This is a genomic window from Trinickia sp. Y13, assembly GCF_029522115.1.
In the GTDB taxonomy this organism is placed as follows: domain Bacteria; phylum Pseudomonadota; class Gammaproteobacteria; order Burkholderiales; family Burkholderiaceae; genus Trinickia.
Genome location: NZ_JAKWFK010000003.1, coordinates 481,008 through 504,674, shown reverse-complemented (window position 1 = coordinate 504,674; position 23,667 = coordinate 481,008). Strand labels below are relative to the sequence as shown.

The following is a 23,667-nucleotide window of genomic DNA, read 5'->3' as shown; positions in this document are numbered from 1 at the left end:
GATTCCGGACCTTCCTGCTACCTCATATGTGTCTGATCGTATTCGACTGGCGGCCCGGCGCCGACGATGGCGCGCTACTGACGCTCGCCGCCAACCGCGATGAGTATTTTTCGCGGTTGAGCGCGCCGCTCGATTGGTGGCCCGACCAAACGGGCGTGCTCGCAGGCCGCGATCTCGTCGGCGGCGGCACCTGGCTCGGCGTCTCGCGCGACGGACGCTTCGCCGCGTTGACGAACTACCGCGCCCCGCACGCATGGCGCGCCGATGCCCCGAGCCGAGGCGCGCTCGTCGCCGGTTATCTGACCGGGCCGGCAGTCGCGCCGCTCGATTATTTGAACGCCTTGGCCGGTCACGCAGCCCGCTATAACGGCTTCAATTTGATCGTCGGCGACTTGTTCCGGCGCGAACTCGCTTGGTATTGCAACCGGGCCGATCGCGGGCCGGCCTTGCTGCCCCCGGGCGCCCACGGCATTTCGAACGCCGTCCTCGATACTCCCTGGCCCAAACTCGTGCGCAAACGCGCGGAACTGAGCGCGCTTGCCGAAGGGGCTCGAGCCCCTTCTCTCGAGGCGCTGGTCGAATTGATGCGCGACCCTCGGGTGGCGGCCGACGAGGCGCTGCCCGCCACAGGCATTGCACTGGAGCGCGAGCGCGCGCTGTCGGCCGCATTCATCGAGACGCCCGACTACGGCACGCGCGGCACGACGGCGCTACGGGCAGCCATCCGCGGTGCGACGCTCGAGCTCGACATCGTCGAGCGCAGCGACGACGATGGTTCGCACCGGTTGACGCGCCCCGGCAGCCATCAACGCCGGTACGCCTTCATTGCCGAGCCGTCGCCGTACTAAGGCGACGAGCGACGAATCGCCGCAGGTCGCCTCGCCCTAGCTCTAGCCCTGCTAACCGCGCGCATCGCTGATGGCAAGCGGCCTTACCATTTCGATATGTTCGACGCCGCCCTCGTAGAACGAGTCGCCGACCGTTGCAAATCCATGCCGCAGGTAGAACGACACGGCCCCACTTTGCGCGTACAGCCTGACACAGGCATCGCCTCGTCGCGCCGCATGCTCGATCAGCGTGTGCAACAGCCTTGAGCCGATCCCCTCGCGCCTCGAAGAGGGCAGCACGGCGAGCCGGCCGATCGCGCCGTCCGGCAGCAGCCGCGCGGCGGCGATCGCCTCGCCCTGCCGATATGCGACGACATGCACCGCCCCGTTATCGGCTTCGTCCGATACGAGCGGCGCATCGACTCCGAGTTCACGAATGAACACGGCCTCGCGCACGCGCGAGGCGTCCGCCCCGATGCGGCTCCACTTTTCGGATGCAATCGTGACGTCCTGCATCGGAATCTCCAAGTCGAATTTTCCAAGCGCGGGCCGCGATGCCGCGACCGGCCGAGCCGCTCAACGTTGTTCGGGGGACGGCGGCAACGGATCGGTGGGGGCGCGCATTTGCTCGATCTCTTCGTGGCGGGCGCGCACGCTGGCCAAGATGGCCGGATGCGTGATGACGTAGAAGCGATCGGCGCTCACCGCGTCGTAGGCCGCCGACGCAATGTCGGATGCGCTGAGCTTGCCGGAGCGCACCGCCCGACGAAGCTCCCTACCGGCCAACAACTGCGATGCGGTTGGCGGCGATTCGTTGCGCCAGTGCGCAGGCCGCGAGCGTTCGGCTTCGGCGATACCCGTCGGAACGAACGCAGGGCACAGCACGGAGCAGCCGACAGGCGCGCCCACGCGACGCAGGTCGTGGTAAAGCGTTTCGGTGAGCGAGACGACGGCGTGCTTGGACGCGTTGTAGATCCCCATCGCAGGAGGCGAGATCAGCCCCGCCACCGACGCCGTGTTGACGATGTGCGCAGGCTCGTTCTGCTGCAGCATGATTGGTGTGAATACGCGCACGCCGTGCGCCACGCCCATCACGTTGACGCCGAGTACCCACGACCAATCGTTCGCGCTCATTTCCCAGAGCAGCCCGCTGGCACCCACGCCTGCGTTGTTGAACAGCAGATGCACCTTGCCGTAGGCATCCAATGCGCGGCGCGCCAGTGCTTCGACCTGCGTAGCGTCCGATACGTCCGTGGGCAAACCGATCACATCGGCGCCCGTCGCGGCCAGCGATTCGACGACATCGCTCATGGCATCGCCGTCGATATCGGCGAGCACGAGTTTCATGCCGAGCTGTGCGCCCTTTTGCGCGAAGGCGCGGCCCAAACCACTGGCAGCGCCCGTGATGACGGCGACCTTGCCGTGGAAATCTTTCATTTTGTCTCCCTTTTAGCGCTCGGTTGGGACCGGTTACCACCGTTCATCCCAGGTCGTCTCCATGCGGCGCGGCAGGGTGCGCCCGCCGCGCAGGAACGGGACAGCGGCCGCGGGCGCGACTGGGCGCGGCGCGGCGCCCGCGGGCGAACATCAAGCGATTTTGACGAGCTGCTTGCCGAAGTTCTTGCCGTGAAGCAGGCCGATCAACGCCTCGGGCGCGCGTTCGAGCCCTTCGACGATGCTTTCCCGATAGCGCAGCTTCTTTTGCGCCACGTGCGAGACCAGTGTCGCGAGCGCCTCGGGCCACACGTCCAGATGTTCGGTGACGATGAAGCCCTGCACCAGCAGGCGCATCGTCAAAATGATCGACGGCTGCGTGAGCGGCACCGGCTGTCCGTCGTATCCCGCGATCATGCCGCAGACTGCGATGCGGCCGAACGGGTTCATTCTCGCGAGCGTCGCATCGAGCACTTCCCCGCCCACGTTTTCGAAGTAACCGTCGACGCCGTCCGGCGTAGCGGCTTTCAAATCGCGGTAGAGGTTGCCGGCTTTGTAATCGACGCAGGCGTCGAACCCGAGTTCTTCGACGACGTAGCGGCACTTGTCCGTACCGCCGGCGATGCCGACTGCGCGGCACCCCGCTAGCTTGGCCAATTGGCCCACCACGCTGCCCACGGCGCCGCTCGCCGCGCTCACGACGATCGTTTGCCCCTCGCGCGGCGCAATGATTTTGTTTAGCCCGTACCACGCGGTCACGCCGGGCATTCCGGCGACGCCGAGATAGGCCGTGAGCGGCACCCGCGCTTCCTCGAGTTTGCGCACGCCCGCGCCGTCGGAATCGCAGTATTGCTGCCACCCGAACATGCCGGTGAGCTTTTCGCCGGCGGCGAACCCGCCGTGCTTCGTCTCCACGACTTCACCCACGGCGCCGCCTAGCATCACCTCGTCAAGGGGCTGCGGCTCGACGTACGACTTCGCGTCGTTCATGCGTCCGCGCATGTACGGATCGATCGACAGATACAGGTTGCGTACGCGAAAGCGCCCTTGCGCCAACTCGGCGAGCGGGGCCTCTTCCAGCCGAAAGTTGTCGGTGCGAACCTCGCCTTGCGGGCGCGAAGCGAGAACGATGCGGCGATTCATCTGAGTCATGGCAATTCCTCTTTCCGATTCGCTGGTGTAAGGAAATACGGCGATGGCGGCGCGCACGAAGCGCACGGGGCGCATGGGGCGCCGACATCAGCCGTCGCTGGGACCGGGGTGGGCTGCGGGAGGCCTGCGCCTCTTTTGGTCGACGATATCGCGCCCGACCGCGAGCCGCCGCATATATTTGAACGTCCCGAGCGCCTTGGCGACGAAGTGGCCGCTGTCGTCGCGCACCTCTCCTTCGCAGTAGGCCATCGTGCTGGAGCGATGCAGGACCCGGCCGAAGGCGCGCAGCTCGCCGCGCCCCGGCTGCAGGAAGTTGACTTTCATCTCGACCGTCACGACGCCGACGCCATCGTCCGCCAGGCTTCGCGCCGCGGTGGCGAGCGCGACATCGGCCAGCGTCATCGTCACGCCGCCATGGGCGACATGCCAAGTGTTCATCTGCTCATCGGTCAGTGTCAGCGCGACTTCGCTCTCCCCGTTCGCCGCACTGATCAACCGCACGCCGAGATGATCGACGAATGGGCTTTCTATCGTGCGCTCACGCACCATCGCGGGCGAACCCGCGGGCGAAACCGACTGAGCCGAGGTGGGGTGGCGTTCGGATGTCATACGGGGTCACACGTCAAACTGCGTAATCGACGCACTGGCGCGATTCGCGCACGGCCGTGACGAACTGCTTCAATGCTTCGTGCTTCGGATGGACTTGATAGGCGTCGAGCGCGGCTTTATCGGCAAAATCGGAAACGAGCACGACGTCGTACGTCGATTCGAGCCCGGGCGCGGCGATGCCGACTTCGAGGTGCAAGATGCCCGGCACGATGTCGCGACACTCTTCCAGCCGCGCCTTCAAGGCGGCTGCGTTCTCTGCCCTGCCCGCGCCTTCTGCCGTCTCTTTCAATTTCCACATGACGATGTGACGAATCACGATTTCAGCTCCTTCACGCTGCTGTTGCCGCAAGTGCGGCGGTAGCGACGGATGATACTCGCTTCGCTGGGGCCGGGCAGCCTGTCGAACGGCCAACGGCGGTCGCCCGCCGCGCTCTTCTTATCCAGCCTGCCATCGCTAACTACCGCCGAACGCAAGGAACAGACCCATCCGATTTTCGAGTCGAGCCAAGGGGTTGCCCGTTGCGCCGTTGCTCGGTGCGCAGCGCATGGAGCGAGCGGCCGCGAGGGAACAGGCGCCGGTCGGTGTTGTTCGCCAAGACTTTTTCGATGAGGGCCGCGAGCGTGTCGTTGGCGAAGGCTCGCCACCACCGCTTCGGCAGCGCGGTGCCTACCGACGAGGTCGGTGGCGCGAGGTCGATCGACGGCAGATCCGATACCGAGGCCACGCCTTCCGGTTGCCCGATCCAGGTCCCTAGCAGCGCCGGGCTAGGCGGCGATATGGTCTTCGGCGAACTTGAAAAAGAACCACTTGCGCTGCGCATTGCCGTTGGCGTCTTTGCCGTAGACGGCGAGCGCGCCGTCTTGGCGGGTGCGCGTGACGTTCAAGTGCGTTTCGTGGATGCCTTTGCCGCTCGGGCCTCCGTCGTCGAAGATCAAACCGTAGACCGCGACGAACACCGATTGCGCAAATGCGGCCTCGAGTTGTTGCTGGATGCGCACATCGCTGACAGGACTGAACATCGCGTCGGCCAGCCCGATGGCGGCATAGCTCAGCGCCGCGGCGGGAAACACGCCGTACTGCGGCGCGCCGAATGGCTGGTCGGGCGTGACACCGACGGGGTCGAGGTTTTCGGCCCCGAGATACATCTCGATCGGCCTGCCGTCGCTAGATCGAATGTTGACGTCGGCCTGATAGCGGACCCCGTTGCCGATGTCGACGTAGAACTGCAGATGCTCTCCGTTGCGGCCGACGATCTCGTGTTCCGTTGACGTCACGACAGTGCCGACAATGGCAGCGAAGCGTTCGGGCGTCGCCGCGGGCGTTAGTCGGCGCGGTTCGGTGTAGGTGTGCTCGGTGAAGTAATTCATGCGAATCGGTCCTGTCGTTGCGATCGAAGGCGGGCCGTCCAGAGCGGTTCGCCCCTATGCCGGCGCCATCGCCTGCTCCGCGCTCATCCGTACCACCCCGGCCTCGCTCAGCTGCCGCAACGCGCGTTCCAGCGATCCGTCCAGATCGATCGCGCGGCAGGCATCTTCGACCAACACGACGTCGAAGCCCGCCGCGCGCGCATCGAGCGCCGACCAGGCGACGCAGTAGTCGGTCGCGAGCCCGCAACACCACACACGTTTGACACCGACCTCTCGAAGATAGCCCGCCAGCCCCGTTGGCGTGCGCCGATCGGCTTCGACGAACGCCGAATAGCTATCGATCGCGCGCCGGTACCCCTTGCGAATGATGAGCCGAGCATGCGCGGCGTCGAGCCCCGCGTGAAACGCCGCGCCCGGCGTGCCCTGCACGCAGTGAACGGGCCACAGCACTTGTTCGCCGTAGGCGAGCGCGATCGTCTCGAACGGCCGGCGGCCGTCGTGATTGGCCGCAAACGAGACGTGATCGCGCGGGTGCCAATCCTGCGTCAATACGACATGCTCGAAACCCGTCGCGAGGCGATTGGCGATCGGCACGATTTCGTCACCCCGCGGCACGGCCAACGCGCCGCCCGGCATGAAATCGTTTTGCACATCGACGACCAGCAATACGTCTTCCTGTCCCTTCATGGATACCTGCCTCGCTTGGATAGGCGGCGTCGCAGCCGCTCGTCAATCATCGCACGATCGATTAATTGGCCGCTCCTTCCCCTGCACTCGGCAACACGTGCTCGCGGAACATCTCGCGAAGCTTCAACTTCAACAGCTTGCCCGTGGCGGTATGCGGCAGTTGATCGACGAAGACGACGTCGTCCGGGATCCACCACTTCGCGACTTTGCCCTCGTAGAACGCAAGCAGCGCCTCCCGAGTGAGCGCCGCCCCAGGCCGTTTGACGACGACGAGCAATGGCCGCTCGTCCCACTTCGGATGGTGACAAGCGATACAGGCTGCTTCCGCCACGTCGGGGTGCGCGACGGCGATGTTCTCGAGCGCGCTCGAACTGATCCACTCGCCCCCCGATTTAATGACATCCTTGCTGCGGTCGGTGATTTCGAGGAAACCGTCGGGGTCGATCGTCGCAACGTCCCCGGTGGGGAACCAGCCGTCGACGAGCGGCGATTCCTCGGTCGAAAAATACCGGTCGATCACCCATGGGCCGCGCACGTGCAGATCGCCGAAAGCGACGCCGTCGCGCGGCAATTCGCGCCCGTCCTGGCCGACGATCTTCATGTCGATGCCGCATATGACCGTGCCCTGCTTTTGCAACAAGCGGCGGCGTTCGGCGAGCGGACGCTGAGATTGCTCCCAGTTCAGCCGCGCGAGCGTGCCGAGCGGCGACATCTCCGTCATCCCCCAGGCGTGGATCACGCGCACGCCATAATCGTCTTCGAACGATTCGAGCATCGACGGCGGACAGCACGAGCCGCCGATGACGGTTCGCTCGAGCGACGAAAATCGCGCCCCAATCGATTTCACGTGCGACAGCAAGCCCATCCAAACCGTCGGCACCCCGGCGGAAAAGGTCACACGCTCGGCCTGCATCAACTCGAACAACGATTTGCCGTCCAGATCCTTGCCTGGCAGGACGAGCTTCGCACCGGCAAGCGGCGCGCCGTGCGGGATGCCCCACGCATTCACATGGAACATCGGCACGACCGGCAGCACCGAGTCGTGCGCCGAAAACCCCATGGCGTCGGGCAACGCCGCGCCCATGGCGTGCAAGTAGACGGAGCGATGCGAGTACAGCGCGCCTTTGGGATGGCCGGTCGTGCCCGACGTATAGCAAAGGTACGACGCAAGCCGTTCGTCGAGCGCCGGCCAATCGAAATCGCCGTCTTGCGCCTCGACGAGCGTCTCGTAGCCGAGCACCGGTGCGTCCAGCGCCGGGATATCCGCATCGGCCGCCAGTGCGATCCAAGCTTTCACGTTCGGGCAGCGCGGCGCGAGCGTGGCGACGAGCGGCGCGAAGGTCGTGTCGAACAACACGTAGCGGTCGTCGGCATGGTTGACGATGTAGGCGATCTGCTCGGGAAAAAGCCGCGGGTTGATGGTGTGGCACACGGCGCCGAATCCGGTCGTGCCGTAATACGCTTCGAGATGGCGGTAGCCGTTCCACGCGAGCGTGCCGATGCGATCGCCCTGCTCGACGCCAAGCCGCATCAAAGCCTGCGCGAGCTGCTTCGCGCGCCGTTCGCAATCGCGGTAGGTGTATCGGTGAATGTCGCCCTCGATGCGGCGCGACACGATTTCGGTCGTGGCGGCGTATCGGGCGGCGTGCACGAGCAGCGTCGATACGTTCAGCGGTACGTCCATCATCTGGCCCAGCAACGGCGTTGGCATAGCGGCGGTCTCCTCGCGCGGGTGGACGGTCCTGTATTCCTGTATGTGTGCGTCGATTCGTTGCAACCTGCGACAGCCCGGCGCAACGGGCGTTTGCGCGACTCGAGCCGCGCTCAGCGCGCCGCGGGGCGGCGACTTACAATATCGGGTAACACCGAGGCCCTCAATATGTCGTTTTCCCCAAGCATCGCCGAGTCGTCCACGAACCTCTCGGCGCTCATCGAAGCCCTATTCGCCCAGCGCCAAGACGCTTTTGCGAGCTTGGGCAGCGCGTTTTACACCCGCCTGCCCGCGTCGCCGCTGCCCGCGCCGTACGTCGTCGGCTTTTCCGCCGACGCGGCCTGCCTGCTCGGCCTCGATCCGGCGATCGCCGCCGATCCGGGCTTCGCCGAACTCTTCACGGGCAACGCCACGCGCGAATGGCGGCACGAGGCTTTGCCCTATGCTTCCGTGTACTCGGGGCACCAGTTCGGCGTATGGGCGGGGCAGCTCGGAGACGGCCGCGCGCTCTCGCTCGGCGAGCTCGATCACGCGGGCAAGCGTTACGAGCTGCAACTGAAAGGCAGCGGCCGCACGCCGTACTCGCGCATGGGAGACGGCCGCGCCGTGCTGCGCTCCTCGATTCGCGAGTTCTTGTGCTCCGAGGCGATGCACCATCTCGGCATTCCCACGACGCGGGCGCTTAGCGTGATCGGCTCCGATCAGCCCGTGCGCCGGGAAGAGATCGAAACGGCGGCGGTCGTCACGCGCGTCTCGCCAAGCTTCGTACGCTTCGGCCACTTCGAGCACTTTTACGCCGCGGACCGCACGAACGAACTGCGCACGCTCGCCGACCACGTGATCGAGCGCTTCTACCCCGCCTGCCGCGAGTCCGACGATCCTTATCTCGCGCTGCTCGATCGGGTCGTCGCGGCCACGGCGGAACTCGTCGCGCAATGGCAAGCGGTGGGCTTTTGCCACGGCGTCATGAACACCGACAACATGTCGATCTTGGGGTTGACGATCGATTACGGCCCCTTCGGCTTCGTCGACGGCTTCGACGCCGGCTACATCTGCAATCACTCCGACACGCAAGGCCGCTACGCCTACCGCATGCAGCCGCAGATCGCCTATTGGAACTGCTTTTGCCTCGCGCAATCGCTGATGCCGCTGATCGGCGAGCGCTACGATGAAACTGTGCGTTCGGACCGCTCGGTCGCCGATGCGCAAGCGACGCTCGACGGCTTCAAGGGGCATTTCGGTCCGGCGCTGGAGCGCCGCTTCCACGCGAAGCTGGGCCTTCACGAGACGCACGAAGGCGACGCCGCGCTGGCCGATCGTTTGCTCGGGCTCATGCATGCGAGCCGCGCCGACTTCACGCTGACGTTCCGGCGTCTGTCGCAGGTGTCCAAGCGCGATGCGAGCGGCGACGCGCCCGTGCGCGACCTGTTTCTCGATCTGGCCGGGATCGACGGCTGGCTCGCCGATTATCGGGCGCGGCTCGCGCTCGAGCCGCGCGAGGACGATGCACGGCGCGAGGCGATGAATCGCGTCAACCCGAAGTTCGTGCTGCGCAACCATCTGGCCGAAACGGCGATACGGCGCGCGAAGGAAAAGGATTTCTCGGAGCTCGAGCGCCTTGCGGCCGTGCTGCGCCAGCCGTTCGACGAGCAGCCCGAGAACGACGCTTACGCGGCGCTGCCGCCCGACTGGGCCGGCACCCTCGAAGTGAGCTGTTCGTCGTGAACCGCGAACGCCTGCTCAACCCGGCGCGCCAAAAGCCGCGCCGCACAACGGAGACACACCGACATGAATGAACGTCCTACCGCTATGCCCGATTCTTCCGACGCAACGCGCGAAACGTACGAGGTCAGCAAGCCCGACGAGGCCTGGCGAGAGCAATTGTCCGAGATGGAATACGAAGTGACGCGCCACGCCGCGACCGAGCGGCCGTTTACGGGGCGTTACTGGGACCATTGGGAAGGCGGCGTCTACGATTGCGTCTGCTGCGGCGCGCCGCTGTTCGAATCGTCGACGAAGTTCGATGCCGGCTGCGGCTGGCCGAGCTATTTCAAGCCGATCAACGGCGAAGTCATCGAAGAGCGCACCGATCGCTCGCACGGCATGCTGCGCATCGAAGTGCGCTGCAAGCAATGCGGCGCGCATCTCGGCCACGTCTTCGAGGACGGCCCTGCGCCGACCGGCCTACGTTACTGCATCAATTCGGCTGCGCTACAATTCGAGCCCAAGTAGGTAGGCGGCGAGGCGTCGTCTTGCCGCCTAGCGGCTGTGCGCACCGCATCGAGCGCCGCGCACGGCCCCCGTCCAACGACGCTTTGGGACTCTTGCGCCTTCATGAAATTTCTCTTCGATCTGTTCCCGATCATCCTTTTTTTCGTCGCGTTCAAGCTGTGGGGCATCTTCACGGCCACGGCCATCGCGATTGCCGCAACGCTCGTGCAGGTGGCTTGGGTGGCGTTTCGCCACCGCAAGGTCGATCCGATGTTGTGGGTGAGCCTCGCCGTGATCGTCGTGTTCGGCGGCGCCACGCTCGTCTTGCACAACCAGAAGTTCATCCAGTGGAAGCCGACGGCGCTCTACTGGTTGTTCGCGGTCGGCCTCACCGTGGCGCGGTACGGGTTCCGCAAGAACCTGATCGAAACGATGATGGGCAAGCAACTGACGCTGCCCTCCGCCGTCTGGGACAAACTGAATCTAGCCTGGGCGTTCTTCTTCGTCGCGCTCGGTGTCGTCAACCTCTATGTCGTGGGCAACTTCACCGAGGCGCAGTGGGTCAACTTCAAGCTGTTCGGCACGACCGGCGCGATGTTCGTCTTCATCGTCGCGCAAAGCCTGTGGCTGGCGAAGTACATGAAGGAGGAAGAGCAATGAACGACGCCCCCGCCTTCCTCGCCGCATCGCCCGATGCCCGCGTGGCGTTCATCGAGCAGCGCCTTTTTGCCGCGCTCGCCCCGGAGTCGGTCGCCGTGCGCGACGACAGCGCGCAACATGCGGGCCATGCGGGCGCCTCGGCCGGCGGGCACTACTCGGTGACGATCGTCGCCGGCGCGTTCGCGGGCAAGCCCCGCGTGGCCAGACACCGCCTAGTGTATGATGCGCTGGCCGACGTCATGCAACGCGGGATTCACGCGCTCGCCATCACGGCCTACACGCCAGAAGAATTTTCTCGGCTGCCCGACGCGTGATCCACGCCGTCGTTGCTTGACCCTCGAGCGCCCCGGTCCCCCTTCGACAGGGCGGCAAGCCGGGGGCGCGCTCCCTCCACCGATTCTTTTCGACAGGAACGCTAGGAATTCCCGATGATCCATAAAAAGACCCGTCTCTGCGTGTTGGTCGCTGCGTTCGCAGCTGCCCCGGCGTTTGCGCAGAACGTCGCCGTCGTCAACGGTACCGCCATTCCCAAGTCGCGCGCCGACGCGCTGATCAGCCAACTCGTGAAGCAAGGTCAGCAGGACACCCCGCAATTGCATCAGGCCGTGCGCGACGAACTCGTCAATCGCGAAATTCTCATGCAAGAAGCGGTGCGCGAAGGCATCCCGACGCGTGCCGATGTGAAGGCGCAAGTGGCCGTGGCTCAGCAAACGGTCGTGCTGCGCGCGATGATCGAAGACTACGTCACGAAGAACAAGCCGAGCGATGCGGAAGTCAAGGCGCGTTACGACGAGCTGATCAAGCAGGCTGGCGGCAATGAATACCACCTGCATCACATCCTCGTCGATAACGAGCAGCAAGCGAAGGATTTGATCGCCAAGATCAAGGGCGGCGCCAAGTTCGAAGATCTCGCCAAGCAGTTCTCGAAGGATCCGGGTTCGGGCAAGAACGGCGGCGATCTCGATTGGGCGAATCCCAAGACTTACGTGCCGGAATTCGCGGCTGCGGCAGAGAAGCTGAAAAAAGGCCAGATGACCGATACGCCGGTGCATACGCAATTCGGCTGGCATATCATCCGCGTCGACGATATTCGCGCCGTCAAGCCGCCGCCGCTCGATCAGGTCAAGGGCCAAATCGTTCAGCAGATGCAGCAAGAAAAGCTGCAAGCGTTCGAACAGAAGCTGCGCGCCAAGGCGAAAGTCGAGTAAATCGATCGCCGCCGGCTGCACGTCTTGCCTCCTTTGCCGTGACACCAAAGACAATGCCGCCCTAGGGCGGCATTTGTGTTTCTGCGGTCTTTCTGCAGCGTTCCTACGACGCTCGCAATTTAGCCCAACCAGCGCCGTGCATTGCGGAACACGCGCATCCACGGGCTCGCTTCGCCCCAGCCTTCGGGGTGCCAGCTCATTTGCACCGTGCGATGGACGCGCTCCATATGCGGCATGAGCACCGTGAACCGTCCATCCGGCGTCGTGACCGACGTGATCCCTTCGGGCGAGCCGTTCGGATTGAACGGGTAACGCTCGGTCGCCTCGCCATGATGATCGACGAAGCGCATCGCGACGGCGGCGCGAGCCGGGTCGCCTTGCTGCGAAAAATCGGCGAACCCTTCGCCGTGAGCGATCGCCACGGGAATGCGCGAGCCTTCCATCCCAGCAAAGAAAATCGACGGCGACGATTCGACACGCACCAACGAGAAGCGCGCCTCGAATTTTTCGGATTTGTTACGCGTGAATTTCGGCCAGGCATCGGCGCCGGGGATCATCGAGGCCAAACTGCTCATCATTTGGCAGCCGTTGCAGATGCCGAGCGCAAAGGTATCGGCACGATCGAAGAAGGCCGCGAACATGTCGGCAAGCTGCGGATTGAAGCGGATGGTTTTCGCCCAGCCCTCGCCCGCGCCCAGCACGTCGCCGTACGAAAAACCGCCGCATGCCACCGCGCCTGCGAAATCGCCGAGCGACGCGCGGCCGGAGAGCAAATCGCTCATATGCACGTCGTAGGCATCGAAGCCGGCGCGATCGAACGCATAGGCCGTTTCCAGATGCGAGTTGACGCCCTGCTCGCGCAAGATCGCGACCCGCGGACGCGCGCCCGATTGCACGAACGGCGCCGCGATATCGTCGCTCGGATCGAACGAGAGATGCGGCGAGAGGCCCGGATCGTTCGCATCGAGCAGCATGTCGTATTCGGCGTCGGCGCAGGCGGGGTTGTCGCGCAGGCGCGCAATGCGCCAACTCACCTCGCTCCAGGCGCGCTGCAGCTCGGCCCGCGGTGCGTCGTAGATCTTCTTCGCGTCGCGATACACCTCGATCACATCGCGTTCGTTGGGTTTGCCGATCACGTGCGAGCAAGCGCTCAAGCCGTGCTCGCGCAGTGCGGCGAGCACGCCATCGCGATCGGCCGCGCGCACCTGCACTACCGCTCCGAGTTCCTCGGAGAACAGCGCGCGCAACGTCAAATCGTCGCGCCGGCCGCTCGTCTGCTTCGCCCAATCCTTCGCATCGCCGTAGTCGAACTCGTGCGCCGCGTCGAGCGCGAGCATGTCGACGTTGAGCGAAACGCCGACATGGCCGGCAAACGCCATTTCGCACACCGTCGCCCACAAGCCGCCGTCGGACCGATCGTGATAGGCCAGCAAGCGATCGCTCGCATTCAACGATTGGATCGCCGTGAAAAAGCGCTTCAAGTCTTGCGCGTCGTCGACGTCGGGCACGCTGTCGCCCACCTGCTGCGTGACCTGCGCGAGAATGCTGCCGCCCAAGCGGTGCTTGCCGCGGCCGAGGTCGATCGCGATCAGGACCGAGTCGCCCACTTCGTCGTGACGGCGCAATTGCGGCGTCAAATGGCGGCGAACGTCGTCGACGGGCGCGAACGCCGAAATGATCAGCGACACCGGGGCGACGACTTCCTTCGCCACGCCTTGCTCATCCCATTTCGTCTTCATCGACAAGGAGTCCTTACCCACCGGGATGCTGATGCCGAGCGCGGGACACAGCTCCATGCCGATGGCCTTGACCGTGTCGAACAACGCGGCGTCTTCGCCCGGCACGCCGCAGGCGGCCATCCAGTTCGCGGACAGCTTGAGCTTGTCGAGAGATGCGATCGGCGCGCTAGCGATGTTCGTGATGGCTTCGCCAACGGCCATGCGGCCCGAAGCGGGGGCATCGATGACGGCAAGCGGCGTGCGCTCGGCCATCGTCATCGCTTCGCCGCGATAGCCGGCGTAGTCGGCAGCGGTGATGGCGCAATCGGCAACGGGAACTTGCCACGGACCAACGAGTTGATCGCGCACGCTCGTGCCGCCAACCGAGCGATCGCCGATCGTGATGAGGAACGATTTGCTTGCGACCGTGGGGTGCTTGAGCACCGACACGGCGAGATCGGCCAGCGCGAGCCCTGTCACGTCGACCGGCGCGCGTTCGGCGCTCACCCGCTGGACGTCGCGGTGCATGCGCGGCGGCTTGCCGAGCAACACGTCCATCGGCATGTCGACCGGATAGGCGGCTTCGCCCTGCGCATGCGCATCGATCAGCTGCAGCTGCCGCTCTTGCGTTGCCACGCCGACCACGGCCACGGGGCAGCGCTCGCGCGCGCAAATCGCATCGAATAACGGTAGATCGGCCGGGGCTATGGCCAAGACGTATCGTTCCTGCGCTTCGTTCGACCAGATTTCGCGCGGCGAAAGGCCCGTTTCCTCGAGCTGCACTTGGCGCAGTTCGAAGCGCGCGCCCTTATCGGCGCCGTCGACGAGCTCGGGGAATGCGTTCGAGAGCCCGCCCGCGCCCACATCGTGGATGCTCAGGATGGGGTTGTTCGCGCCGAGTTGCCAGCACGCGTTGATCACTTCCTGCGCGCGCCGCTCGATCTCGGGATTGCCGCGCTGCACTGAATCGAAATCGAGCTCGGCCGTGTTCGCGCCCGTCGCCATCGAGCTGGCCGCGCCCCCGCCCATGCCGATGCGCATGCCGGGGCCGCCGATCTGCACGAGCAGCGAGCCGGCCGGCAGATCGTGCTTGTGCGTATGCCCGTCCGAAATATTGCCGATGCCGCCGGCGATCATGATCGGCTTGTGATAGCCGCGCACTTGGCCGCCGACGTTTTGTTCGTAGACGCGGAAGTAGCCGCCCAGATTGGGCCGGCCGAATTCGTTGTTGAACGCGGCGCCGCCGAGCGGGCCGTCGATCATGATTTGCAGCGGGGAAGCGATGCGGTCGGGACGGCCGTAGGCCGCCTGCGCCTCGCTCGGATCGCGCGTGGCGGGCGGTTGCGCGCAGTCGCGCGCGTTTTCCCAGGGCTCGACCGCGCCGGGCAGTTCGAGGTTCGAAACCGTGAAGCCCGTGAGGCCCGCTTTGGGGCGCGCGCCGCGTCCGGTCGCGCCTTCATCGCGGATTTCCCCGCCCGCCCCCGTCGCCGCGCCGGCGAATGGCGAGATCGCCGTCGGGTGGTTGTGGGTTTCGACCTTCATCAGCGTATGGGTCAGCTCGACATGGCGCTCGTAGCGCTCGTCGAGCGCCACGCCGTCGCCGGCCTTCGCGGGCCGCGGGAACCAGCGCTCGGCAGGGCCGCCTTCCATGATGGCCGAATTGTCCGAATAGGCGACGATCGTCCCCTGCGGGTTCAGCTTCTCGGTGTTCTTGATCATCTGGAACAGCGAGACGTCCTGCGCCTGCCCATCGATCGTCCATTGCGCATTGAAAATCTTGTGGCGGCAGTGCTCGCTGTTCGCCTGCGCGAACATCATGAGTTCGACGTCGGTCGGATTGCGGCCCAGCTTGCCGAACGCATCGACGAGGTAGTCGATTTCGTCGTCCGCGAGCGCAAGACCGAGTTCCCCGTTGGCGCGCTCGAGCGCGGCGCGCCCCTGGGCGCGCACATCCACGGTGGCGAGCGGCTTGGCCGGCAGTTCGTCGAACAGATGCAGCGCATCGTCGCGCGAGGCGACCACGCTCTCGGTCATCCGGTCGTGCAGCGCCGCGGCCACCGCGGCACGCACCGCTTCGCCGAGCGCCTTCTTTCCGCCCAGCAAGCCCGCCAGCCCCGACTTCAGCGTGACCGTGAACTCGATGCCGCGCTCGATGCGCCGCACGTGGGCGAGCCCGCAGTGATGCGCGATGTCGGTCGCCTTGCTCGCCCAGGGCGAAACCGTGCCGATGCGCGGCACCACCAGGAAGGTCTCTTGCGCCCCGCGCCCCTCTTCGGCTTGGGCGGACTCGCCGTAATGCAGCAGCGCCTCGATGCGTTGCTCGTCCTCGGGCGACAGCGGCGTCAGCGCGTTGACGAAGTGCAGATATCGTCCGCTAACGCCGACGATATTGGCGTCGATGCGAGCGAGCGTTTCGAGCAGACGGGTTTGACGGAAGTCGGAAAGCGCCGAAGCACCGGGGAAGCACGAGAAGTGGGCCATGGAAGGACGTAGGCGTCGATGAGTCGCGCATCGCGCGGTTCGCGCGCGCATGCCACGACATGAGGCGAAAGGAAGACCGAGATTATACCCGGAACTCGTTTCCCGATAGGCGCGAGAGGGGCGTTCGCGCCGTCCGGACCGTGGTTCGGGCGCCGCTTTTGCGCCGCGCAAGCGCCATCGCAGCCCGTTTGGCGCTATCATGCGCGGTTTGCCTCACCCGCGTCTCGCTCGTCGCCCCGCGTTTCGCATACGGCACGGCGCTTGCCCCGTCTCGCGAGCTGGCGGTCCGTGCGCACCGAACCCAGTCATTCATGGATGTCATCGTCATTGGCGGCGGAATCGTCGGCGTCGCCACCGCCTACCAACTCCGAGCGGCCGGCCACCGCGTGTGTGTGCTCGAGCGCCACGCGACGGTCGCCCAAGGGGCCACCTACGGCCACGGCGGCATCGTGCTGCCGACGCCGCTCGACGCATGGTTCGGCCCTGCGTTCCTGGACGGGCGCCGCAGCGCGCGCAGCGGCGTCGTCTACCGTCCCGGGCTCCATTCGAGCGCGCGCCGATTCGCTCGCCAACTGGCGCTCGTGCAGACGCCCGAGGCGTTTCGCCGGCAATGGCTGCGGCTGCGCCCGCTCGTCGATCTCTCACGTGAAGCGATCGCCTCGATCGAAGCCGGGTTCCATTTGGAGTTCGAGCAGCGCGAAGGCATCTTGCATGTCATTCGCGATCAGCGCGAATGGGACCAGGCGCAAAGCGCGCTCGAGTTGCTGCGTGAATTCGAAATGCATCATCACGTGCTGTCGGCCGCCCAATGCGCCGACATCGAGCACTCCCTTCCCGCCGAGCCGCCCTTTGCGGGCGGCGTGCTGTTCGAACGCGAGCGCACCGCCAACTGTCCGCTGTTTACGAAACTCGTGAAGCAGGTGCTCGACGAGCAAGGCGAAGTGCAGTTCCTATTCGGGCGCGCAGTCGACGCAATTCGATTGGAAGGTCACCGCGCCGCCGTCGAACTTGCACCGGCCGAAGGCGAACGGGTCCGCAAGCGCGAGGTCGACGTCATGTCCTGCGACGCGGTCGTGGTCGCGGCGGGCACGGGCAGCGTGGCGCTGCTCGAGCAGCTAGGGCTCCCGCTGCCGCTGCACGCCGTGCGGATGTTGTCGCTGACGGCGCCGATCGCTTACGAGGAATGCGCGCCGCATCTGACCGTCGTCGATTCGGTGCGGCGCGTATCGATGACGCGCATGAACCAGCGCATCCGCGTAGCGGGCGCCGCCGTGCTGCAGCCCGAGCGCGAAACGGCCAAGCCGTTGCCCGAACCGCTCGCCGAAGCCGGCACGGCTTTGCTCGCCCAGGCCACGCACGATTGGATCCCCGGAGCGGCCAAGATCTCGGCCGCGCACGCCTGGGAAGGGCTGCGGCTGCTCTCGCCCGATGGCTTACCGGTGGTCGGCGCCACTGCCCACCCGCGGCTATTCGTCAACTTCGGGCACGGCCCTGCCGGTTGGGGCCTTGCGTGCGGGTCTGCTAAAGTGGTCGCAGATTTGATCTCGGGCGCGGCGCCGCTGGTGCCGCCCGAAACGCTGGCCGCGTTGCGGGTCGATCGCTTCGCGAGCTGACGCGGTTGCGCGCCGCCGGCGCCGTATCGCGTTGTGAGCGCGGGGCGCCGCACCGGCTTCGCGCGTCCGGCAAAGCGTGTCCGTGGAAGCCCCTCTCATGACCGACTCTCCCGTCTCGCCCGGCCATCCGCCGCAGTTGCTCTCGCCGAACGATCGGCCGCTACCCCTTTTCACTGTCGCCCAACTGCGCGAACTCGAAGCGCGGGGCGGGCATGGCTTGCCCGCCCACACGCTGATGGCTCGCGCGGGCGCCGCGAGCGCGCATTATCTGCTCGAGCGTGCCGCACACGACGGCTCGCTCGCTGCCGAGCGCCCGGTCTGGATCGCAGCCGGCCCGGGCAACAACGGCGGCGATGCGCTCGTGCTCGCGGCGCGGCTGCGGCAAGCGGGCATCGCGGCCGAAGTCTGCATGCCGGTCGAAGTGGGAACCGACGATGCGCGCTGGGCGCTCGACGAAGCGCGCGCCGCGGGCGTGCCCGTCTTTCACGCGCCGCCCGCCTCGCTCGATGCGTTCGGATGGCTGGTGGACGGGCTGTTCGGCATCGGCCTTGCCCGCCCGCTCGACGGCGTGTTCGGCGAGTTGGCCTCGCGCATCGCGCTACGGGCGAGCACGCATGGGCGTGTGCTCGCGCTGGATGTGCCGAGCGGGCTCGATTGCGACACGGGCAACGTCGTGGGCGGGGGCGCCGCCGTACGCGCGACCGAAACCGTCACGTTTCTCGGCGCTAAACCCGGCCTATACATGACGCAGGGCCGCGACCTGGCCGGCGCGGTAATCGTTGCGCCGCTCGGGGTGGATTTGCCCGCCCCCGCCGATGCCGCTCGCCTGAACGCGCCGGCGCTTTTCGCTTCGCAGTTCCCGGCGCGCGCATTCGCCTCTCATAAGGGAACGTTCGGCAGCCTTGCCGTGGTCGGCGGCGACACGGGCATGTGCGGAGCGCCGATCCTAGCCGCGCGCGCCGCGCTGCATACCGGGGCGGGAAAGGTCCACGTCGCCTTGATCGGCGAGGGTGCGCCGCCCTACGATCCGCCCTATCCGGAACTCATGCTCCACCCTCCCGGCACGCTCGCGTTCGATGCAATAGATGCGCTCGCCGTCGGCTGCGGCATGGGCCACGGCGAGCGCGCAGCCGCGGCGCTGGCGAAGACGCTCGCTTGCGATGCGGCGCTCCTCGTCGATGCCGACGGCCTGAACTTGATCGCTTCGGATCGCGCTTTGGCCGATGCCTTAGCCGCCCGCTCGGCCCGCAATGCGCCAGGCGGCGAGCAGCGTTGCGTGCTGACGCCGCATCCGTTGGAAGCGGCGCGGCTGCTCGGCTGCGATACCGCCCAAATCCAAGGCGACCGGCTCGGCGCGGCGCGGGCGCTGGCCACGCGTTTTAGCGCCACGGTCGTGCTCAAGGGGGCGGGCACCGTCATCGCCACGCCCGACGGGCGCAGCGCCGTGAATCCGACCGGCAGCGCCGCGCTCGCCACGGGCGGGACCGGCGACGTGCTCGGCGGCATCATCGGGGCTTTGCTGGCGCAATGCTTGCCGAGCTACGAGGCGGCGCTGGCGGGCGTCTATCTGCATGGCTTGGCCGCCGACACGCTTACGGCCTCGGGCGCCGGACCAGCCGGTTTGACGGCCGGCGAACTGGCCCCTGCCGTGCGCCGCTTGCTCAATCGGCTGATCTATCCCGCGCGCGCCGAAGCGTCCTAGCGGCCGACGCTACCCGCCGTCGGCCCCGCAACGGCGCTCCGCACGAGAGGCGCTCGCGATTACTTGGCGGCCGCCTGTGCCGCGGGGCGCTCTACGATCTGCCCGTTCATAAAGGCGAAATGTCGCTCGCGCGGCACCGTGGGTGGCACCACCATTGGCTCGTCGGGCTTGCGATCGAGATAGCTGACGACGAGGTCGTCGCCGTTGATCGCGATGCCAACCGGCTGGATCCGATCGCCGATCTGAAACGTGGTGCCTCGCCCGTCGGCAAAGACCACCGCGGCGTAATAGAACGTCCCGCTGCCTCCGCCTTCGGCCGAGAGAAAGACGGCGACGGCCGCGCGCCCGCCGAGCTTGCCGCCAGCGTGCTCGGGCGGCTCGACGACGCGGGTCACGTCTTGCGCGGACGAATCGGACGCGGCCGGCGCCGTGTGCTGGCCGCCGAGTAGCGTCACATCCTGCGTGCCGATGCGATAGGTCGCGTCCTTATAGTCGATCAACGGGCCTGCCGGCTCCTGAGTGCTTGCATCGGCCGCCGATGCGCTCAGGGTGAGATGCTCGCTCGCGTTCGTTCGCAGATCGTCGATGTGATGCTGATAGGCGCCCATGAGGCAAGAGACTTGCGCGCCGCAGGCGTCGCGCGTCTCATGCTGCCATTTTTGCTCGTCGGCCTGAAGGCTCTCGCGAAACTCGCGGTAAGGTCCGCTTTCGACGGCCGGCTTCGCTTCCAGCAGCATCGAATAATAGGCGCCGGCGCGCGCGTCGAGCGCACGCAAAGCGCCGTTCGCGCAGATCGCGCGCTCGATCGGTTGATGCGGCTTCGCGCAGTCGACCCCGGCCGTTTGAGCAAACCCGTTGACGGAGGTAAACGTAAGGAGCGCCGCGACGGCGACACAGTGGCCCATTTTTTTCATTTTCTTGATTGAATTGCGAGGGTTGAAAAACATCAGATGATAGCGCGCATCGCGGCGCCTCGGCCGTGCTTCGCACGTGCCGTCGGGCAATCGTCGGCTCGCTGTCGGCCTAACGTTGGCTAGCCGATTCCGGCTTGGCGCGAGCCTCGGTTTTCTCGCAGGGCGGCCGCTCCCGCATCGGAATGCGACGCTTCGAAGTAGCGTCTAACGCCGCTATACTGACCGACCCCGGCGCTACGCAACGCAAGCGCCCGACCAAGCCCGGCTCCTGTACCGAGCCCTCTTCGTTAGACGAACGCCATGACGCTCAAGACGCTGAACTCGCTTCCCTCTTGGTCCGCCCTCACCGCCCACTACGAACGCATCCGCGACGAGCGGCTACGCGACTGGTTCGCTGCCGATACGGCTCATCCCACGCGCGCCGAGCGATTGACGATCGAAGGCGGCGGCCTCGTAGCCGACTTTTCGAAGAACCGCATCACCGACGAAACGCTGCGCCTGCTCGCCGCCCTGGCCGATGAAGCCGGCGTTGCCGCGCGCCGCGATGCGATGTTCGCCGGCGAAGTCGTCAACCCGACCGAAGGCCGGGCGGCGCTGCACACGGCCCTTCGCGCGACACAGGCCGACGCGCCGTTTCACGCGCAGATCGCCGCCGAGCGCGCCAAAATGGCCGATTTCGCCGAACGTGTGCGCAGCGGCGCGTGGACAGGCTATACGGGCAAGCGCATTCGCCATATCGTGAACATCGGCATCGGCGGTTCGGACCTCGGGCCGAAGATGGTCGTCCATGCGCTCGATCATTTGGCGCATCCCGAGATCGCTTCGTATTTCGTCTCGAACGTCGATGGCGCCGACTTGGCTCGCGTGCTTGCCCGGATCGACCCGGAAGAGACGCTTGCGATCATCGTCTCCAAGACCTTCACGACGCTCGAAACCATGACCAACGCGCGCTCGTTGCGCGATTGGTTCGTGCAAAAGGGGTGTCCGGAAAGCGCGCTCGCGAAGCACTTCGTCGGCGTATCGGCCAATCCGGCCGAGGTCGTGAAGTTCGGCATCGCCAAAGAAAACGTGTTCGAGATGTGGGACTGGGTGGGCGGGCGCTACTCGCTGTGGTCTGCCGTGGGCCTGTCGATCATGATCGCGGTCGGCGCCGCGAACTTCGATGCGTTGCTGGCCGGCGCGCACGAAATGGACCGTCATTTTCGCGAGGCGCCGCTCGCGCGCAACCTGCCAGTGCTCCTCGGCCTCGTCGGCGTTTGGTATCGCAACTTCTTCGGCCTGCAGAGCTATCTGGTCGCCCCCTACTCCGAAGCGCTGCATTACTTGCCCTCGTATTTGCAGCAGCTCGAAATGGAAAGCAACGGTAAATCGGCGCGCCTGGACGGGGCCTACGTCGACTACGCCACCTCGGCGGTGACCTGGGGCGAGCCGGGCACCAACGGGCAGCACGCGTTCTTCCAGATGCTGCATCAAGGGCCGACGATCGTGCCGATCGATTTCATCGCCGTGCTCACGCCCGAACATGCTCTGACGAGCCATCATCCGAAGCTGCTCGCCAATTGCTTCGCGCAGAGCGAAGCGCTCATGCTCGGCCGCACCGAAGAGGAAGCGCGCAAAGTCGCCGGCCCGGACAAGCCCGAACTCGTGCCGCATCTCGTCTTCCCGGGCAACCGGCCGTCGACCACGCTGATGCTCGATGCGCTCACACCCCGTTCGCTCGGCGCCCTCATCGCGTTGTACGAACACAAGGTGCTGGTGCAGGCGGCGATCTGGAACATCAACCCATTCGACCAATGGGGCGTCGAGTTGGGCAAGATTCTCGGCAAGGTGGTCGAAGCCGATCTCACGGCAGCGTCGTTCGATGCAAGCCGGCACGACTCTTCCACGTCGGCGCTGATCGAGAGGGCGCGCAAGGCGGCCAAGGGCGGCTAAGCGCCTAAGCGCGGGGCGAAGGTCAGGATCCGTTTAGACGACAGAGCCTAGCCTTCTAGCGGGGCGTGTCGCACCACACGGCCCGCCTCGATCGTCACGGTGTGTGCGCAGCGGCGCGCCAACTCGGCGTCGTGCGTGACGAGGATCAACGTCGCGCCCTGCGCAGCGTTCAATTCGAACATCAGATCGATGACCGCGGCTCCCGTGGCGGCGTCCAGGCTGCCGGTCGGCTCGTCGGCGAAGAGGATGGCCGGACGGGTCACGAACGCGCGCGCGAGTGCAACGCGCTGTTGCTCACCGCCCGAAAGCAGCTTCGGATAATGCCGCGTGCGCTTGCCCAGCCCAACCTTTTCCAGCAATGCCTTGGCGCGCGCCGTGGCCTCCTGCGCGTCGATGCCGCCTTGCAGTTCGAGCGGCAAACGCACGTTCTCGAGCGCGGTCAAATGCGGCATCAATTGGAACGACTGAAAGACGAAGCCGATGGCACCGTTTCTCAGGCGCGCGCGCTCGTCTTCCGATAGCATGGCCAGATCGTGGCCAAGCAGTCGAACCGAACCCGAGGTTGGATTGTCCAAGCCCGCGAGTAGACCCAGCAGCGTCGACTTGCCCGATCCCGATGCGCCGACGATCGCGACGCTCGTCCCGGCGGCGATATCGAGATCGACATCGTCGAGTATCGTCAACTCGCCCGTTGCATCCTTGACCCGCTTGCATAAACTGCGCACTTCGATAATGGCATTCGTGTTTTCTGGCATGAACAAGCGTCGCTGGATTGTCGGCACGGCGTGTGCCGCCGCGTTCGTGGCTTTCGCCCTCATCGCATCGGTCGCGGCGTCGCCGTCCGCTGCCGCCCCAGCCCGCAGCGCCGAGGGGCAAAAGCCGACGATCGTCGTGCTTGGCGATAGCCTTTCCGCGGAGTACGGCTTGCCGCGCGATACGGGTTGGGTCGCGCTCTTGCGTAAGCGGCTGGTCGATGAGCGCATCGATTATAGCGTTGCGAACGCAAGCATCAGCGGCGACACGACGAGCGGCGGGCGCGCGCGCATGCCCGAGTTGATGGCGCGGCTCAAACCGTCCATCGTCATCGTCGAGTTGGGGGCGAACGATGCGTTGCGTGGGGTCCCGCTATCGACGACGCAAGACAATCTGCGCACGATCGTCGAGCAGGCGCAGCAGGGACATGCGAAGGTCGTGCTCGTCGGCATGTATGTGCCGGCCAACTACGGCCAAGCTTATACGCAGCGATTCCATGGGCTTTACGGCGCGTTGGCCCGCGACTTGAACGTCAAGCTCGTGCCTTTCTTGCTTGCTGGCATCGAAAACCAGCAGGACATGTTCCAGTCCGATCAAATGCATCCGACACAGCAAGCGCAGCCTTTCTTGCTCGATAACGTCTGGCCCGTGCTTGCGCCGTTGCTGCGCCCGCGCGGCCGCTGATTG

Annotated in this window: 21 protein-coding genes; 10 read left to right on the top strand and 11 right to left on the bottom strand. The window is 65.8% G+C overall.

Features of this window, described 5'->3' with window-relative positions:
- The first annotated feature begins 26 nt into the window (after positions 1 to 26).
- The gene (locus MMB74_RS08475; RefSeq protein WP_277428151.1) at positions 27 to 848 is read left to right on the top strand and encodes an NRDE family protein; all 822 of its coding nucleotides are present in this window, start codon (positions 27 to 29) and stop codon (positions 846 to 848) included.
- A gap of 51 nt (positions 849 to 899) precedes the next feature.
- On the opposite strand, the gene MMB74_RS08470 is transcribed toward MMB74_RS08475, so the two are convergent.
- The 8 genes from MMB74_RS08470 to MMB74_RS08435 all read right to left on the bottom strand — a co-directional run bounded on the left by MMB74_RS08470 (position 900) and on the right by MMB74_RS08435 (position 7,788).
- Entirely contained in the window at positions 900 to 1,343 is a 444-nt protein-coding gene (locus MMB74_RS08470; RefSeq protein WP_277428150.1) for a GNAT family N-acetyltransferase, read from the bottom strand.
- Between the two features lie 60 nt (positions 1,344 to 1,403).
- The gene (locus MMB74_RS08465; protein WP_277428149.1) at positions 1,404 to 2,264 is read right to left on the bottom strand and encodes an SDR family oxidoreductase; all 861 of its coding nucleotides are present in this window, start codon (positions 2,262 to 2,264) and stop codon (positions 1,404 to 1,406) included.
- A 150-nt stretch (positions 2,265 to 2,414) separates the two neighbouring features.
- Positions 2,415 to 3,413, bottom strand: a complete 999-nt coding sequence (locus MMB74_RS08460; RefSeq protein WP_277428148.1) for an NADP-dependent oxidoreductase — start codon at positions 3,411 to 3,413, stop codon at positions 2,415 to 2,417.
- An 87-nt stretch (positions 3,414 to 3,500) separates the two neighbouring features.
- On the bottom strand, positions 3,501 to 3,962 hold the full coding sequence (locus MMB74_RS08455) for a PaaI family thioesterase (RefSeq protein ID WP_277428203.1): 462 nt from the start codon (positions 3,960 to 3,962) through the stop codon (positions 3,501 to 3,503).
- Between the two features lie 73 nt (positions 3,963 to 4,035).
- Positions 4,036 to 4,338 (bottom strand): Dabb family protein, encoded by a 303-nt coding sequence (locus tag MMB74_RS08450; RefSeq protein WP_277428147.1) that lies wholly within the window; start codon positions 4,336 to 4,338, stop codon positions 4,036 to 4,038.
- A 449-nt stretch (positions 4,339 to 4,787) separates the two neighbouring features.
- A complete protein-coding gene (locus tag MMB74_RS08445) occupies positions 4,788 to 5,390 on the bottom strand; it encodes a hypothetical protein (RefSeq protein WP_277428146.1) in 603 nt (200 codons plus the stop codon).
- Positions 5,391 to 5,444: 54 nt separating this feature from the next.
- Positions 5,445 to 6,077 (bottom strand): bifunctional nicotinamidase/pyrazinamidase, encoded by a 633-nt coding sequence (gene pncA, locus MMB74_RS08440; protein ID WP_277428145.1) that lies wholly within the window; start codon positions 6,075 to 6,077, stop codon positions 5,445 to 5,447.
- A gap of 61 nt (positions 6,078 to 6,138) precedes the next feature.
- Entirely contained in the window at positions 6,139 to 7,788 is a 1,650-nt protein-coding gene (locus MMB74_RS08435; protein ID WP_277428144.1) for a 3-(methylthio)propionyl-CoA ligase, read from the bottom strand.
- A 168-nt stretch (positions 7,789 to 7,956) separates the two neighbouring features.
- On the opposite strand from MMB74_RS08435, the gene MMB74_RS08430 reads away from it, so the two are divergent.
- The 5 genes from MMB74_RS08430 (at position 7,957) to MMB74_RS08410 (ending at position 11,867) form a co-directional block, all read left to right on the top strand.
- Positions 7,957 to 9,513, top strand: a complete 1,557-nt coding sequence (locus tag MMB74_RS08430; RefSeq protein WP_277428143.1) for a protein adenylyltransferase SelO — start codon at positions 7,957 to 7,959, stop codon at positions 9,511 to 9,513.
- A gap of 84 nt (positions 9,514 to 9,597) precedes the next feature.
- On the top strand, positions 9,598 to 10,020 hold the full coding sequence (gene msrB, locus MMB74_RS08425; RefSeq protein WP_277428202.1) for a peptide-methionine (R)-S-oxide reductase MsrB: 423 nt from the start codon (positions 9,598 to 9,600) through the stop codon (positions 10,018 to 10,020).
- Positions 10,021 to 10,122: 102 nt separating this feature from the next.
- On the top strand, positions 10,123 to 10,659 hold the full coding sequence (locus MMB74_RS08420) for a septation protein A (protein WP_277428142.1): 537 nt from the start codon (positions 10,123 to 10,125) through the stop codon (positions 10,657 to 10,659).
- Positions 10,656 to 10,973, top strand: a complete 318-nt coding sequence (locus MMB74_RS08415) for a BolA family protein (protein ID WP_277428141.1) — start codon at positions 10,656 to 10,658, stop codon at positions 10,971 to 10,973. Before MMB74_RS08420 ends, MMB74_RS08415 begins: the two co-directional genes overlap by 4 nt.
- A gap of 114 nt (positions 10,974 to 11,087) precedes the next feature.
- Positions 11,088 to 11,867, top strand: a complete 780-nt coding sequence (locus MMB74_RS08410) for a peptidylprolyl isomerase (protein ID WP_277428140.1) — start codon at positions 11,088 to 11,090, stop codon at positions 11,865 to 11,867.
- A gap of 119 nt (positions 11,868 to 11,986) precedes the next feature.
- Here MMB74_RS08410 and purL read toward each other — a convergent pair whose 3' ends face one another.
- Positions 11,987 to 16,066 carry a phosphoribosylformylglycinamidine synthase gene (gene purL / locus MMB74_RS08405; RefSeq protein WP_277428139.1) on the bottom strand — a complete coding sequence of 1,360 codons (4,080 nt, stop codon included), beginning with the start codon at positions 16,064 to 16,066 and terminating at the stop codon, positions 11,987 to 11,989.
- 311 nt (positions 16,067 to 16,377) lie between these two features.
- Between purL and MMB74_RS08400 the strand changes: the two genes are divergently transcribed.
- Both MMB74_RS08400 and MMB74_RS08395 read left to right on the top strand, forming a co-directional pair.
- A complete protein-coding gene (locus MMB74_RS08400; RefSeq protein WP_277428138.1) occupies positions 16,378 to 17,679 on the top strand; it encodes an FAD-dependent oxidoreductase in 1,302 nt (433 codons plus the stop codon).
- A 97-nt stretch (positions 17,680 to 17,776) separates the two neighbouring features.
- Positions 17,777 to 19,381, top strand: coding sequence for an NAD(P)H-hydrate dehydratase (locus MMB74_RS08395; protein WP_277428137.1), 1,605 nt, complete (start codon positions 17,777 to 17,779; stop codon positions 19,379 to 19,381).
- A gap of 59 nt (positions 19,382 to 19,440) precedes the next feature.
- On the opposite strand, the gene MMB74_RS08390 is transcribed toward MMB74_RS08395, so the two are convergent.
- The gene (locus MMB74_RS08390; protein WP_277428136.1) at positions 19,441 to 20,295 is read right to left on the bottom strand and encodes a lysozyme inhibitor LprI family protein; all 855 of its coding nucleotides are present in this window, start codon (positions 20,293 to 20,295) and stop codon (positions 19,441 to 19,443) included.
- 300 nt (positions 20,296 to 20,595) lie between these two features.
- Between MMB74_RS08390 and pgi the strand changes: the two genes are divergently transcribed.
- Entirely contained in the window at positions 20,596 to 22,227 is a 1,632-nt protein-coding gene (gene pgi, locus MMB74_RS08385; RefSeq protein ID WP_277428135.1) for a glucose-6-phosphate isomerase, read from the top strand.
- 47 nt (positions 22,228 to 22,274) lie between these two features.
- Here pgi and MMB74_RS08380 read toward each other — a convergent pair whose 3' ends face one another.
- The gene (locus MMB74_RS08380) at positions 22,275 to 22,982 is read right to left on the bottom strand and encodes an ABC transporter ATP-binding protein (protein ID WP_277428134.1); all 708 of its coding nucleotides are present in this window, start codon (positions 22,980 to 22,982) and stop codon (positions 22,275 to 22,277) included.
- On the opposite strand from MMB74_RS08380, the gene MMB74_RS08375 reads away from it, so the two are divergent.
- On the top strand, positions 22,981 to 23,664 hold the full coding sequence (locus MMB74_RS08375) for an arylesterase (RefSeq protein WP_277428133.1): 684 nt from the start codon (positions 22,981 to 22,983) through the stop codon (positions 23,662 to 23,664). The genes MMB74_RS08380 and MMB74_RS08375 overlap by 2 nt on opposite strands.
- The last annotated feature ends 3 nt before the right edge of the window (positions 23,665 to 23,667 follow it).

What these genes read in the sequence shown, in the direction of transcription:
- MMB74_RS08435 (WP_277428144.1), bottom strand. Translation starts at nt 7,788, where the DNA reads ATGCCAACGCCGTTGCTGGGCCAGATGATGGACGTACCGCTGAACGTA.
- msrB (WP_277428202.1), top strand. Translation starts at nt 9,598, where the DNA reads ATGCCCGATTCTTCCGACGCAACGCGCGAAACGTACGAGGTCAGCAAG.
- MMB74_RS08395 (WP_277428137.1), top strand. Translation starts at nt 17,777, where the DNA reads ATGACCGACTCTCCCGTCTCGCCCGGCCATCCGCCGCAGTTGCTCTCG.
- pncA (WP_277428145.1), bottom strand. Translation starts at nt 6,077, where the DNA reads ATGAAGGGACAGGAAGACGTATTGCTGGTCGTCGATGTGCAAAACGAT.
- MMB74_RS08400 (WP_277428138.1), top strand. Translation starts at nt 16,378, where the DNA reads ATGGATGTCATCGTCATTGGCGGCGGAATCGTCGGCGTCGCCACCGCC.
- MMB74_RS08455 (WP_277428203.1), bottom strand. Translation starts at nt 3,962, where the DNA reads ATGGTGCGTGAGCGCACGATAGAAAGCCCATTCGTCGATCATCTCGGC.
- MMB74_RS08420 (WP_277428142.1), top strand. Translation starts at nt 10,123, where the DNA reads ATGAAATTTCTCTTCGATCTGTTCCCGATCATCCTTTTTTTCGTCGCG.
- MMB74_RS08475 (WP_277428151.1), top strand. Translation starts at nt 27, where the DNA reads ATGTGTCTGATCGTATTCGACTGGCGGCCCGGCGCCGACGATGGCGCG.
- MMB74_RS08390 (WP_277428136.1), bottom strand. Translation starts at nt 20,295, where the DNA reads ATGAAAAAAATGGGCCACTGTGTCGCCGTCGCGGCGCTCCTTACGTTT.
- MMB74_RS08410 (WP_277428140.1), top strand. Translation starts at nt 11,088, where the DNA reads ATGATCCATAAAAAGACCCGTCTCTGCGTGTTGGTCGCTGCGTTCGCA.
- MMB74_RS08465 (WP_277428149.1), bottom strand. Translation starts at nt 2,264, where the DNA reads ATGAAAGATTTCCACGGCAAGGTCGCCGTCATCACGGGCGCTGCCAGT.
- pgi (WP_277428135.1), top strand. Translation starts at nt 20,596, where the DNA reads ATGACGCTCAAGACGCTGAACTCGCTTCCCTCTTGGTCCGCCCTCACC.
- MMB74_RS08415 (WP_277428141.1), top strand. Translation starts at nt 10,656, where the DNA reads ATGAACGACGCCCCCGCCTTCCTCGCCGCATCGCCCGATGCCCGCGTG.
- MMB74_RS08380 (WP_277428134.1), bottom strand. Translation starts at nt 22,982, where the DNA reads ATGCCAGAAAACACGAATGCCATTATCGAAGTGCGCAGTTTATGCAAG.
- MMB74_RS08470 (WP_277428150.1), bottom strand. Translation starts at nt 1,343, where the DNA reads ATGCAGGACGTCACGATTGCATCCGAAAAGTGGAGCCGCATCGGGGCG.
- MMB74_RS08430 (WP_277428143.1), top strand. Translation starts at nt 7,957, where the DNA reads ATGTCGTTTTCCCCAAGCATCGCCGAGTCGTCCACGAACCTCTCGGCG.
- MMB74_RS08445 (WP_277428146.1), bottom strand. Translation starts at nt 5,390, where the DNA reads ATGAATTACTTCACCGAGCACACCTACACCGAACCGCGCCGACTAACG.
- purL (WP_277428139.1), bottom strand. Translation starts at nt 16,066, where the DNA reads ATGGCCCACTTCTCGTGCTTCCCCGGTGCTTCGGCGCTTTCCGACTTC.
- MMB74_RS08375 (WP_277428133.1), top strand. Translation starts at nt 22,981, where the DNA reads ATGAACAAGCGTCGCTGGATTGTCGGCACGGCGTGTGCCGCCGCGTTC.
- MMB74_RS08460 (WP_277428148.1), bottom strand. Translation starts at nt 3,413, where the DNA reads ATGACTCAGATGAATCGCCGCATCGTTCTCGCTTCGCGCCCGCAAGGC.